The organism is Vagococcus hydrophili (assembly GCF_011304195.1).
In the GTDB taxonomy this organism is placed as follows: domain Bacteria; phylum Bacillota; class Bacilli; order Lactobacillales; family Vagococcaceae; genus Vagococcus; species Vagococcus hydrophili.
On sequence record NZ_CP049887.1, the window covers coordinates 2,417,233 to 2,429,360 of the forward strand.

At 34.2% G+C, this 12,128-nt stretch carries 13 protein-coding genes; all 13 read left to right on the forward strand.

Annotation, left to right across the window (positions count from 1 at the left end; genetic code table 11):
• Nucleotides 1-36: 36 nt before the first annotated feature.
• Nucleotides 37-369 carry a hypothetical protein gene (locus G7082_RS11865; protein WP_166035263.1) on the forward strand — a complete coding sequence of 111 codons (333 nt, stop codon included), beginning with the start codon at nt 37-39 and terminating at the stop codon, nt 367-369.
• A 110-nt stretch (nt 370-479) separates the two neighbouring features.
• Nucleotides 480-1,289: a hypothetical protein gene (locus G7082_RS11870; RefSeq protein WP_166035264.1), complete on the forward strand. Its 810-nt coding sequence runs from the start codon at nt 480-482 to the stop codon at nt 1,287-1,289.
• A 130-nt stretch (nt 1,290-1,419) separates the two neighbouring features.
• The gene (gene murC / locus G7082_RS11875) at nt 1,420-2,757 is read left to right on the forward strand and encodes a UDP-N-acetylmuramate--L-alanine ligase (protein ID WP_166035265.1); all 1,338 of its coding nucleotides are present in this window, start codon (nt 1,420-1,422) and stop codon (nt 2,755-2,757) included.
• Nucleotides 2,758-2,795: 38 nt separating this feature from the next.
• Nucleotides 2,796-3,275: a MaoC family dehydratase gene (locus G7082_RS11880; protein WP_166036085.1), complete on the forward strand. Its 480-nt coding sequence runs from the start codon at nt 2,796-2,798 to the stop codon at nt 3,273-3,275.
• Complete coding sequence (locus G7082_RS11885; protein ID WP_238842653.1) at nt 3,262-3,951, forward strand: Bax inhibitor-1/YccA family protein; 690 nt, start codon at nt 3,262-3,264, stop codon at nt 3,949-3,951. The genes G7082_RS11880 and G7082_RS11885 overlap by 14 nt, the downstream gene beginning before the upstream one ends.
• Nucleotides 3,952-4,078: 127 nt before the next feature.
• A complete protein-coding gene (polA, locus tag G7082_RS11890) occupies nt 4,079-6,730 on the forward strand; it encodes a DNA polymerase I (RefSeq protein ID WP_166035266.1) in 2,652 nt (883 codons plus the stop codon).
• An 85-nt stretch (nt 6,731-6,815) separates the two neighbouring features.
• Nucleotides 6,816-7,658: a DNA-formamidopyrimidine glycosylase gene (gene mutM, locus G7082_RS11895; protein ID WP_166035267.1), complete on the forward strand. Its 843-nt coding sequence runs from the start codon at nt 6,816-6,818 to the stop codon at nt 7,656-7,658.
• A gap of 1 nt (nt 7,659) precedes the next feature.
• Complete coding sequence (gene coaE, locus G7082_RS11900) at nt 7,660-8,262, forward strand: dephospho-CoA kinase (protein ID WP_166035268.1); 603 nt, start codon at nt 7,660-7,662, stop codon at nt 8,260-8,262.
• Nucleotides 8,263-8,400: 138 nt separating this feature from the next.
• Entirely contained in the window at nt 8,401-8,862 is a 462-nt protein-coding gene (gene nrdR, locus G7082_RS11905; RefSeq protein WP_086951500.1) for a transcriptional regulator NrdR, read from the forward strand.
• A gap of 19 nt (nt 8,863-8,881) precedes the next feature.
• Nucleotides 8,882-10,297: a replication initiation and membrane attachment family protein gene (locus G7082_RS11910; RefSeq protein WP_166035269.1), complete on the forward strand. Its 1,416-nt coding sequence runs from the start codon at nt 8,882-8,884 to the stop codon at nt 10,295-10,297.
• Nucleotides 10,297-11,229: a primosomal protein DnaI gene (dnaI, locus tag G7082_RS11915; RefSeq protein ID WP_166035270.1), complete on the forward strand. Its 933-nt coding sequence runs from the start codon at nt 10,297-10,299 to the stop codon at nt 11,227-11,229. Before G7082_RS11910 ends, dnaI begins: the two co-directional genes overlap by 1 nt.
• 87 nt (nt 11,230-11,316) lie before the next feature.
• Nucleotides 11,317-11,883 carry a YceD family protein gene (locus tag G7082_RS11920; RefSeq protein ID WP_166035271.1) on the forward strand — a complete coding sequence of 189 codons (567 nt, stop codon included), beginning with the start codon at nt 11,317-11,319 and terminating at the stop codon, nt 11,881-11,883.
• A 58-nt stretch (nt 11,884-11,941) separates the two neighbouring features.
• The gene (gene rpmF / locus G7082_RS11925) at nt 11,942-12,121 is read left to right on the forward strand and encodes a 50S ribosomal protein L32 (protein WP_086951496.1); all 180 of its coding nucleotides are present in this window, start codon (nt 11,942-11,944) and stop codon (nt 12,119-12,121) included.
• Nucleotides 12,122-12,128 lie beyond the last annotated feature (7 nt).

Sequence of the window (12,128 nt, forward strand, 5' to 3'; positions counted from 1 at the left end):
CATTTCGTAAACAATGAATAGGGAGGTGGAATTCACGTGGCTAACAAAAGTACACAAGGTAAATCAAAATTAGTACTGAGATTTGTATTATTAATTTATATTGTTGAACTTATTTGGTTCTTTTATTCTCAAATTATTGCTAAATTAATGAATGGTCAGAAAATTGATTTTGAATCGAAAGAACTTGCTGTTATTCTTATAATAGGATTATTGGCCATCATCGCCTTTTTTGTCTTAAAAAAATCAAGAAAAGTCGGCGGAATCATATTAGGTGGGCTTATTATTAGTGTGCTACTATTTTGTATTATCGCACCATTATTGGATGTCTACATTCCGATGATTTGGCAACTTTTTCACAATTTAAAATAAAATGTTGGTTTATTTAAACCAACATTTTTTTATTTTATTAGGGAATAATGGTTTTTTTCTGAAAGCGAGTATGATAGACTGTAGACAGTGAAATTAAAGGAATGATAGCGATGTTAAATCTTTCAGATAATAGAGAACATTTTCGTTTTCCTGCCTATGATGATGAAATAGGGGTAAAACTTGAAAAGAAGAGAAGTAGAGAATTTTTAAAAGATATTTTAGACGATGGGTTTGTTTATAATGAACCTGTATCTTTTCCAAAGAACTCTGCAAGAAAAAGTAAAAAAAATAATATAGCCATTGATCCTGTTGAGATAATAGATGCACCAGATTATTTTGGGAAAGAGGCTGTGCTTGAAACTGAAAAAATTTCAGCAGAACCAAAGGCGTCAAAAACAGCATTTCATGAGAAAAAAGTTAAGCTAGATAAAAAAACTGTTTCCATTGAGAACAAGAATACCTATATGGCTTCTAGTGGGCAAGACTACAAATCGCCACAGTCTAGTTTTTCAAATAATTTATTTGAAACTGACAATTATGGCAATGCCAAGCATAAAAAAACAGATAAGGGACGTTCTCAGTTCGAGTCAACTTATGATTTGCCAGGTGAAAAAAATAAAACAATTTTTAAACCAAAACATATCCCAGCATCATTAATTGAAGATAAAAATATTGAGGATAGACCAGCACATAATCGTGAGTTAATTGTGGATGAATTAAGAAAAGTTTCAACCAACAATTTAATGCTGATGGAGGAACAAGTGGTTCTTGATCCAGTTTACGGAGAAAATTTCGATGCTGATTCAGTAGAAGAGATTGAAACGATGGATAAAAAGAAAAACCAACGCCTTGAAAAAACACTATCTGGCATTATTGAAGAAGAGGGCAGCATGAAGTTAGACAGTTATTATTTTGATTAGTTGAATACTTACGCGGTCTAATTACCCGTGTAAGTATTTTTTATTGATTATTTAAATAAATTATACGATAATAAATAAGACATTTATGTAATAGAATTAAAAGTGCATAAGAGAAAAGGGGAATTTTTTTATGGAAATTCATAAAAATAAGATATATCATTTTGTAGGCATTAAAGGTTCAGGTATGAGTTCTTTAGCTTTATTACTACACCAAAAAGGTTTTAAAGTTCAAGGGTCAGATGTTGATAAATATTTCTTCACACAACGAGATTTAGAGAGAGAAAATATCAAAATAATGCCATTTAGTGAACTAAATATTACGGATGATTTAATTGTTATTGCTGGAAATGCTTTTCCAGATTCACATGAAGAAATTCGTGCAGCCTTGAAAAAAGGATTAAAAGTAATTAGATATCACCGTTTCTTAGGTGAGTTTATCGGACTTTACACAAGTATTGCAGTGACTGGCTCACATGGTAAAACAAGTACAACAGGTCTTTTAGCGCATGTTTTATCGGGTGTGGAACCAACAAGTTACTTAATTGGAGATGGAACTGGTCACGGGGAATTAGATGCTAAATTCTTTGCCTTTGAAGCTTGTGAGTACCGACGTCATTTCTTGTCATACCAACCAGATTATGCAATCATCACCAATGTTGATTTTGATCATCCAGACTACTATGAAAGTATTGATGATGTATTTAGTGCATTCCAATCATTTGGTGAGGGTGTTAAAAAAGGTATTGTTGCCTTTGGAGATGATGCTTATTTAAGAAAATTAGAATCTAGTGTTCCTGTTTATTATTACGGAGTGAATGATAATGATGATTTCCAAGCAATCAATATCGAGAGGACAACAATTGGTTCTCATTTTGAAGTAAAACATAAAGGAGAAGTTATTGGTAAATTTACTGTTCCTGCCTATGGTTTACACAATGTGATGAACGCTCTAAGTGTCATTTCAATTAGTTATCTTGAAGGATTGAATATGGAAAAAGTGGCAGATGAAATGGTCACTTTTAGCGGTGTGAAACGTCGTTTTAGCGAAAAGAAAGTTGCTGATATGGTATTAGTAGATGACTACGCTCACCATCCAGCCGAAATTTCAGCAACGATTGATGCTGCTAGACAAAAATACCCTGAAAAAGAAATTATTGCGGTGTTCCAACCACATACTTTTTCTCGTACGATTGCCTTGTTAGATGAATTTGCTACATCTCTTGATTTAGCAGACCAAGTTTATTTATGTGATATTTTCGCCTCAGCAAGAGAAAATGCCGGTGACGTGAAGATTGAAGATTTAGGATCTAAAATCTCTAAAGGTGGCTCAGTAGTTAACATTGATGATATGTCACCTCTTTTAAATCATGAAAATGCGGTAATGATTTTCATGGGAGCAGGAGATGTTCAAAAATTTGAAGTTGCATATGAATCACTTTTAGGTAATACTATAAGAAATAACATGTAATGGTTATTTGAAAAGAGTTGGAAGGTGTGTTGCAAAAAATGCTGAATCATCCAAAGAAAAACGGAAAGAAAATTGATGAATTAGTTGAGGGTGAATCCTTAAGTATTACTGAAACCATTGAAGATGGACAACTATTGCTTTATTTAGGGTTAACAAATGATGCGAATCCTTTATACATTCAACATCAATTTACAGAAAAAACAGAGTATGGTCAGCCGATTGTGCCAAGCATTATGCTAATGGGAATTATATCTAGTGTGATTTCCAAACATTTACCTGGACCAGGCTCTAATATTGTCAATTTTTCTTTTAATTTAATTCAACCGGTCCATCATTATGAGACTTTAACGTTTCATTTTGAGGTGATTAAGATTGATTTGATGAAAGAAGTTGTCACTATCTCAGTCAAAGCTCAAAATTATGATGAAGAGCGTGTCTTGGATGCTGTGGTCATGGTTAAACCAACCAAAGTAAACGAAAATGATGAGAAGGAAGTGGATCTTTATGATGGACAATAATCAAAATGCAGCTCGTACTGCAGGAATTTCTAAGTTTTATAGTAAAGTGTATGGGTATTTAGGGCTTGGAATATTAGTTAGTGCAATGACGTCTTATGTTGTGATGAACTATTTCTTTTATGAAGTAGCAAGTTTTTTAATGGCAAATCGAATTAATTTCTTTTTAATGTGGGGAGTTCAAATTGGATTAGTAGTTTACTTAGGTAAAAATGCTTTTTCTAATTCTGGAAAAACATTAGTTGGGTATTTACTATATACTGTGTTAACAGGTATTACTATCTCAATGACATTAGCTATGTATACACCAACTAAAATCTACTTAGCTTTTGCTACTGCTGCTGGAATGTTTATTGCAATGTCACTAGTAGGTGTGTTCATTAAAAAAGATTTAAGTGCTATGGGACACGCGATGTACAGTTTATTGATTGGTGCATTTATCGCTATTTTACTTAATGTCTTCTTTTTGAAAAGCGGACCAGTTGATTTAATGATTTCATTGGCTATGGTAGTTATTTTTGCTGGCTTAACAGCTTATGACAATCAAAAAATTAAAACAATGTATCAACAAGCAGGAGAACAAACTGCTTCAGGTTTAGCAATCTACTGTGCTATGACCTTATACTTAGATTTAGTTAACTTATTCTTATCTCTATTACGTATCTTCGGTAGAGACTAAAATTAAACTTTAGACTGAAAAGTAATCATTACTTTTCAGTCTTTTTTTATAGCAGTAGATTCTTTTCGCAATCCCTAGCTATTTTTGTTAAAATGGTTGGGAAGTAGCTTGGAAATGGAGTGACAATATGTCAAAAAATAAATTATTACTAGTAGATGGTAACAGTATTGCTTTTAGAGGATTCTTTGCCTTGTATCAATCATTAGAAAGATTCAAAAATAATAACGGCTTGCATACTAATGCCCTTTACGCGGTTAATAATATGTTAGAGAGCATCTTAGAGAAAGAAAAACCAACACATGCCTTAGTAGCGTTTGATGCGGGGAAAACGACTTTCAGACATGCAGTGTATGACGATTATAAAGCAGGGCGTGCTAAAACACCGAGCGAATTCAAAGAACAAATGCCTTATTTAAGAGATTTAATCGAGGGCTTAGGTATGAAGCATTATGAATTAGAAAATTACGAAGCAGATGATATTATTGGAACTCTTGCAACAAATGCTGATAAAGAGTTATTTGATGTAGTTATTATTTCAGGAGACAAGGATTTAACCCAACTTGCTTCTGACAACGTTAAAGTGAACGTAACAGTGAAAGGTGTTAGCGAAATTGAATCTTACACCCCCGAACACATCATGGAAAAATACGGATTAACACCCAATCAAATTATTGATATGAAAGGTTTAGCTGGAGATCAATCAGATAATATTCCAGGTGTGACTAAAATTGGCGAAAAAACAGCGATTAAACTCCTAAAAGAATATGGTACAGTCGAAGGTGTTTATGAAAATGTTGAAACCTTCAAGAAAAGTAAAATGAAAGAAAATCTAATCAATGAAAAAGAAATCGCCCTAATGAGTAAACAACTAGCGACGATTAATACCGATTCACCAATTACGATTAAGGTGGATGAATTAGCCTTTGATGGTAAAAATTTAGAGAAGCTAATACCATTTTATAAAGAAATGGATTTTAATACCTTTTTAAATAAATTAGATACAAGTTCAGTGGATGTTGAGATTGAAGAGAAGAAAAGCATTGAATTTGAAGTGATTAATGAAGTAACTAAAGACATGTTCCAGCCTAATATGAGTTTATATGTAGAAATGTTAGACGATAACTACCACACATCTGATGTGGTTGGCGTGGCTTTTGGAAACGAAGAAAAATACTTTGTGACAACAAGCCTCGATATATTGGAACAGCCTTTATTTGTTGAGTGGTTACAAGATGAAAACATGAGTAAAAAAGTTTTTGATGCCAAACGTACAACAGTCGCTTTAAATCGTTATGGAAGTAAAGTTACTGGTATTAAATTTGATATGTTACTAGCCTCTTACTTAATTGATTCAACGAATAACAGTGAAGATTTGGCAGAAGTGGCTCAAAAATTCAATTATTACGATGTGGATCGTGACGAAGCTGTTTACGGTAAGGGCGCTAAAAAAGGTTTACCAGAGGACGAATCAAAAACCCATGAACACATGGCAAGAAAATTAATGGCAATTAGCAACCTGTATGAGCCTTTAATGACTGAGTTAGAAGATAAAAACCAAATGGACTTATTCATCGACATCGAACTTCCCTTAGCTAAGATTCTAGGAGAAATGGAAATGAAAGGTATAACAGTTAATGCTAGCCGCCTGCAAGAGATGAAAGGTGAGTTTGCCGAACGTTTAACTGAAATTGAGAAAAAAGTCTATGAGGCAGCAGGAGAAGAATTTAATTTAAATTCACCTAAACAATTAGGAGTGATTCTTTTTGAGAAAATGGGACTACCTGTCATCAAGAAAACAAAAACAGGCTATTCAACTGCGGTAGATGTGTTAGAGAAACTAAAAGGTGAGTCACCGATCATTGAAGACATTTTAGCTTATCGTCAAATTGCTAAAATTCAGTCAACTTATGTGGAAGGATTATTAAAAGTCATTTTCTCTGATAATAAAATCCATACGAGATATGTTCAGACGTTGACTCAAACAGGTCGTTTAAGTTCGGTAGACCCTAACCTTCAAAATATTCCGATTCGTTTAGAAGAAGGACGCAAAATTAGACAAGCTTTCGTTCCTAGAAATAAAGATTGGCAACTTTTTTCTTCAGATTACTCTCAAATTGAATTACGTGTGTTAGCTCATATTTCTGATGATGAACATTTGAAGGCTGCTTTCCTTGAAGGGCAAGACATTCACTCAAGTACAGCCATGCGTGTCTTCGGTGTTGAAAAGGAAGAAGATGTGGATAGTAATCTTCGTCGCCAAGCGAAAGCCGTGAACTTTGGAATTGTTTATGGTATAAGTGACTATGGCTTATCTCAAAATTTAGATATTACTAGAAAAGAAGCCCAAGATTTTATTGATACGTATTTTGAGAAATACCCAGGTGTGAAAGACTATATGGAATCTGTGGTTCGTGAGGCAAAAGATAAAGGATACGTAGAGACACTGTATCATCGCCGTCGTTACTTGCCAGATATTAATGCGAGAAACTTTAACATTAGGAGTTTTGCAGAACGTACGGCAATTAATACGCCGATTCAAGGTAGTGCGGCAGATATCTTGAAAATCGCGATGATTCAAATCGATGCGAAGTTAAAAGAAGAAAAAATGGAAGCAACGATGCTCCTTCAAGTTCACGATGAGTTGGTATTTGAAGCGCCAAAATCAGAAATTCCTAAACTACAACAGCTAGTTGAAGAAACGATGGCTAACGCAGTGGCATTGAACGTTCCTCTTAAAGCAGATAGTAGTGTCGGTAACACATGGTATGAAGCTAAATAAAATAAATAGATAATCGCCTGTTGGATTGACTTAGGTAAAAATCAAGTCAATCCGCTCGTGTTTATTTCACATAAGGAGTTTTTTTATGCCAGAATTACCAGAAGTAGAAACGGTCCGTAAGGGATTGGAAAATTTAGTTAAGAATAAAACAATTGAAAGTGTGGAAGTTTACTGGCCAAGAATTATTGAGGCGCCTTTTGTAGATGAGTTCAAAATTAACTTAATCGGAGAAACCATTGAAGAAGTGGAACGTCGCGGTAAGTATCTTATTTTTAAACTCACTCACTTTGATATGATTAGCCACTTAAGAATGGAAGGGAAATTTGAATTCCATTCGAGTAGTGATCCTTTGCTAAAGCATAGTCATGTGATTTTTAAATTCACTGATGAAACAGAATTAAGGTATTTGGATGTCCGTAAGTTTGGTCGTTTTGTACTTGTGGCAAAAGATACAGCTCAAGACTACAAAGGTTTAAAAAAACTAGGTCCAGAACCGATTGCGTCAGATTTTGATTTAGAAGAATTTACTAAAGAATTAAAAAAACGTAAAAAAAGTATTAAGCCTTTACTATTAGATCAGATTCTTGTCACAGGATTAGGTAATATCTATGTGGATGAGGCACTCTTTAGAGCGGAAATACATCCAGAACAAGAAGCCAATACGCTGAAAAAATCTGAAATTACTAGATTACATCAAGAAATAATTGCTGTCCTGGGAGAAGCCGTTGAAGCGGGAGGTACTACCATTCGTTCTTATAAAAACGCCTTAGGAGATGCAGGTTCATTTCAAGTGTCACTTCTTGTCTATGGTCAAAATGGAGAAAGTTGCCCGAGATGTGGCACAGAAATTTTAAAGAAAAAAGTGGCCCAAAGAGGAACTCATTATTGCCCAATATGCCAAGTGTATCATCATAGAAAGGGAAATTAATATGACATTTGTATTAGGTTTAACAGGAGGAATCGCTTCAGGAAAAAGTACTGTAAGCGAATATTTTTTAGAAAAAAAAATCCCGGTAATTGATGCAGATAAAATCGCTAAGGAAGTCGTTGAGCCGAGAACACCAGGACTTTCAAAAGTGATTTCTCATTTTGGAACAAGTATCTTACAAAATAATGGAGAACTTGATCGAAAAAAATTAGGAACGATTATTTTTAATAACGAAGCTGAAAGAATGGCCTTGAATGAGATTGTTCATGGAGAAATCGAACAACGTATTGATCAATTAGTGGACGAACTAAAAAGAGAAAGCCTTTCGTTAATTGTTATGGATATTCCTTTATTATATGAAGTTGATTATCAAGAAAAATGTGATGAAGTGATGACAGTTTTTGTTTCGCATCAGACACAAATGACACGCTTAATGAAGAGAGACAACTTATCAGAAGAAGAAGCAACAGAGAGAATTAAGAGTCAAATGCCTTTAATTGATAAAGCACTATTATCTGATGTTATTATTGATAATGAAGCATCAATTGAAAATACTCGACTGCAAGTAGACAGATGGTTATCAATATTTGAACAAACAAGGTAAAAGGAGCGATAAGCTTCTTTTTTTGTTTACTATTTAAAGGTAATCAGACTATACCTTTCTAGTTATCTCATGTTATAATAGCACTATTAATGAAAGTGATTTTCAGTAAATACTGATAAAATAGATGAGGTGAAGCAGATGCAATGTCCAAAATGTCATTATAACGGATCCAGAGTAGTGGATAGTCGACCTGCTGATGATGGAAGAGCAATTAGACGTAGAAGAGAATGTGAAGATTGTGGGTTTAGATTTACAACCTTTGAAAGAGTAGAAGTAGCGCCGATTTTAGTCGTTAAAAAGAATGGGGCTCGTGAAGAATTTAACCGTGAAAAAGTATTAAGAGGGTTAGTTCGATCTGCAGAAAAACGACCTGTTTCAATGGATGCTATGGAGCAAATTGTGATTAACGTTGAAAATCGTGTTCGTAGTTTAGGTGAAAATGAAGTCTCAACAACCAAAATTGGTGAGTTCGTAATGGAGGATTTAGTGAATTTAGATGAGATTGCTTATATTAGATTCGCTAGTGTCTATCGCCAGTTTAAAGATATGAGCGTTTTCCTTGAGGAACTTCAAGAAGTGATTGACAAGGAAAACAAATAAAAGAGAGTGAGCGATACCCGTGAATGAAGCATGGTCAAAATTAAAACCTAAAGATAAATTTTCAGTAAAAAAAGCGCAGCATGTTTCTGAAATGGATTACGTTGTTTTAAGTATGTTGTATCAACCGATTATCGGCGTAGGAGCCTTGGCATTGATTAATGCGTTGTTAGTCGAAGAAAAAATCGAGACAGCTGAAAGAATGCAGCAACACAGTGTCTTACTCAATCAGTTAGACGTGGGCATTCCAGATTTCTATATGGCTCGTGAGAAATTAGAAAGTGTTGGGTTACTAAAATCTTTTGTTAAAAAGTTAGATAATGAAAATCATTTTATTTACATTATTCAACCAACCCTAGAACCTAGCGTGTTTTTACATGATGATATACTGTCTCTACTCTTAATTGAAAAAGTAGGGTTTCAAAAAGTCGAAGAATTGAGTCGTTTTTTTGATTATTCAATACCAGATATGACCGATTATGTAGAAGTAACTAGATCATTCACTGATGTGTTTCAGTCTATATCTTCCAGGTTAGGTGGTAAAGAAGAAGAGTTAAGAAAAGTGAAAGCTATAGTCACACCTAGAAATAAAGCACCTGAATTAACAATAACTAGTAACCAGTTTGATTGGTTATTCTTTAATAGTTTAATTGAAAGTCTGCATATCGATCAAAATCAAATTGAAGTTGAATTAAAGAGAACCATTAATTTATTTAGTCAGTTATATGGGATTAATGAATTAGAAATGTTTGATTACATTAAGCAGTCAGTGGACTACGTTAATAATCGGGTGATTGAAAAAGACTTTAAACAATCCGTTTATAAAGGCTATCACAGTCGAAAAAAACAAGAAATTGTTGAAAATAAAGAAGAAAACAACATAAACAGGGGTTTGTCTGATACTGAAAAGGACCAATTGAGACAAAATACGTTACGTTTAACTGGTTTTTCGGATGAAGAAATTGCGGTCATTCAATCATGTGAAACAATACCGCCTTTAGTCTTCTTAAAAGCAATCAAAAAACAAAAAGGTGGCTTTGTTAGTTTTAGTGAAAGTCAAACCATTGAAAATTTAAAAACGCAATCAGGACTTCCTGATAGTGTCATTAATGTCATCATACACTATACTTTAGTCGTTCAAGGAAAGCCATCGATTATCCAAAGTCTAGTGATGTCGATTGCTAATGACTGGGCTCAAAAGAAAATATTTTCACCAGAGGACGCCTTGAAACAAGTACAAGATCTTCAAAAAGAACGAGCAAAACCTAAAGCGAAAAGAAATAACTATGGTAACCAGAGTCAGCGAAAAGAAACGCTACCTGATTGGGCTAAAGAAGATGTTGTGCGAAAAGAAACACCACTTTCGGATGAAGAAACTGCCTTTTTCCAAGAGCAATTAAAACAATTAACGAATAAGCCAAAAGAAGGTGACAACTAATGGAAAATATTGGAAAAGGAATCGATAAAACCTTAAAAGCGAAAAACTTAACAGGAAAACTGGATCGTTTAATGGAAGAAGTGATGAATGATCCAGATGTGCAGCAATTTATACTAGATCACCGTGAGCAGTTAACGGATGATGATATTGTAAAAAGTTACGCAAAGTTATATGAATTTGTTCAAGAGAAGAAAAAATTTGAATTAAAAGATGCAACGATGATTGCCCCAGGGTATGAGCCACGCTTATTTATGAATTTTCACTTTATTGATGTGACTTACGTTCCCACAGAAAGTTTGATTAAGCAAAAAGCGCAAGCAGTCATTAAAAATCGAGTGAAGGCGATGGATATGCCTAAAGATATTCGCGAAGCAAGACTGGATCGTTTTGAGTTAACGTCTGAACGTAAAGAAGCTTTTCAAGAAGCTTTTAAGTTTATTAATGAATTTGAAGATTCACCTAAATCATTCCATCAAGGATTGTACTTCCAAGGAACATTTGGTGTGGGTAAAACCTACCTATTAGGTGCGATTGCCAATACGTTGGCTGAGAAAGGTTTCCAAACTACCTTAGTTCACTTTCCAACGTTTGCCGTTGAGATGAAACAATCGATTCAAAAGGATACAGTTGGTGATAAGTTAGATGCGGTTAAAAAAGCCCAAATTTTGATGATTGATGATATTGGAGCAGATTCAATGAGTAGTTGGGTCAGAGATGATATATTAGGGGTTATATTGCAATATAGAATGCAGGAGCAACTTCCAACTTTCTTTTCATCTAATTTCAATATGAAGCAACTAGAAGAAGAGCATTTACGGGTCACACAGCGCGGAGAGGAAGAGCCGTTAAAAGCAAAACGAATTATGGAACGTGTGAGATATCTAACAAAAGAAATCAATATGATAGGTAAAAACCGTAGAATGTATGAGTAATAAAAGATACAAAAAAACGAGTTGAAACTGATTGACAAAGGGATTGCGGACTAGTATAATTATTTTTGTTGCTTAAGGGGTGATTGAATGAAGTGGGCATTGGCTGAATTAAACAAATTTAAAAATAGTCAAGTAGATTTTAAAGAAGCATTAGATTTAAAAGCATCTTTACAAAAAAGAGAACCGTTTATCTTGGATTTAGCTCCTATCTTAGTAGAAGGATTTATTCAGGTAGATAAAGTAGGTTATACTGCTCATTTTTCTGTAGAGACTGTTATTACTTTACCTTCATCTCGTTCATTAGAGCCTGTAGAAGTTCCATTATCGTTAATAATTGACGAGGAATATATGACAGATGCTCAGATTAAAGCGTTAGAAGATATCAGTGATGATGAGAAAGAATTAATCATACCTTTAGAAAAAGATTTGATTGATTTAACTGAGGCAGTGGAAGATTATATCCTGCTGAACTTACCATTACAGGTGTTAACTGCTGAAGAAGAACAAAGCACATCAGGGCTTCCAAAAGGTGATTTTTGGCAAGTTTTGTCTGAAGAAGAGGTCGCATTTGCGGAAAAATTGGATTCAGAAACTAAGATTGATCCTCGTCTTGCGAAGTTATCGGAGTTACTTGTAACAGAAGATGATGAGTAAGATTGGAATATATGTGTTTTTATAACACGTTTTTATTGTTTAGGGAGGTGTATCAACTATGGCAGTACCAGCTAGAAAAACGTCGAAAGCTAAAAAAGCAAGACGTCGTACTCATTACAAATTGTCAGCTCCAGGTTTAACAGCATGTTCAAACTGTGGCGAAATGAGAAAAAGTCATCATGTATGTCCATCTTGTGGTCATTATGACGGAAAAAACGTTATGACAAAAGAAGCATAAGACATTT

Excerpts from the sequence above, each read along its gene's own strand:
- G7082_RS11885 (WP_238842653.1), top strand. The coding sequence starts at position 3,262 with ATGATGGACAATAATCAAAATGCAGCTCGTACTGCAGGAATTTCTAAG.
- G7082_RS11880 (WP_166036085.1), top strand. The coding sequence starts at position 2,796 with ATGCTGAATCATCCAAAGAAAAACGGAAAGAAAATTGATGAATTAGTT.
- polA (WP_166035266.1), top strand. The coding sequence starts at position 4,079 with ATGTCAAAAAATAAATTATTACTAGTAGATGGTAACAGTATTGCTTTT.
- coaE (WP_166035268.1), top strand. The coding sequence starts at position 7,660 with ATGACATTTGTATTAGGTTTAACAGGAGGAATCGCTTCAGGAAAAAGT.
- G7082_RS11920 (WP_166035271.1), top strand. The coding sequence starts at position 11,317 with ATGAAGTGGGCATTGGCTGAATTAAACAAATTTAAAAATAGTCAAGTA.
- G7082_RS11870 (WP_166035264.1), top strand. The coding sequence starts at position 480 with ATGTTAAATCTTTCAGATAATAGAGAACATTTTCGTTTTCCTGCCTAT.
- nrdR (WP_086951500.1), top strand. The coding sequence starts at position 8,401 with ATGCAATGTCCAAAATGTCATTATAACGGATCCAGAGTAGTGGATAGT.
- dnaI (WP_166035270.1), top strand. The coding sequence starts at position 10,297 with ATGGAAAATATTGGAAAAGGAATCGATAAAACCTTAAAAGCGAAAAAC.
- mutM (WP_166035267.1), top strand. The coding sequence starts at position 6,816 with ATGCCAGAATTACCAGAAGTAGAAACGGTCCGTAAGGGATTGGAAAAT.
- murC (WP_166035265.1), top strand. The coding sequence starts at position 1,420 with ATGGAAATTCATAAAAATAAGATATATCATTTTGTAGGCATTAAAGGT.
- rpmF (WP_086951496.1), top strand. The coding sequence starts at position 11,942 with ATGGCAGTACCAGCTAGAAAAACGTCGAAAGCTAAAAAAGCAAGACGT.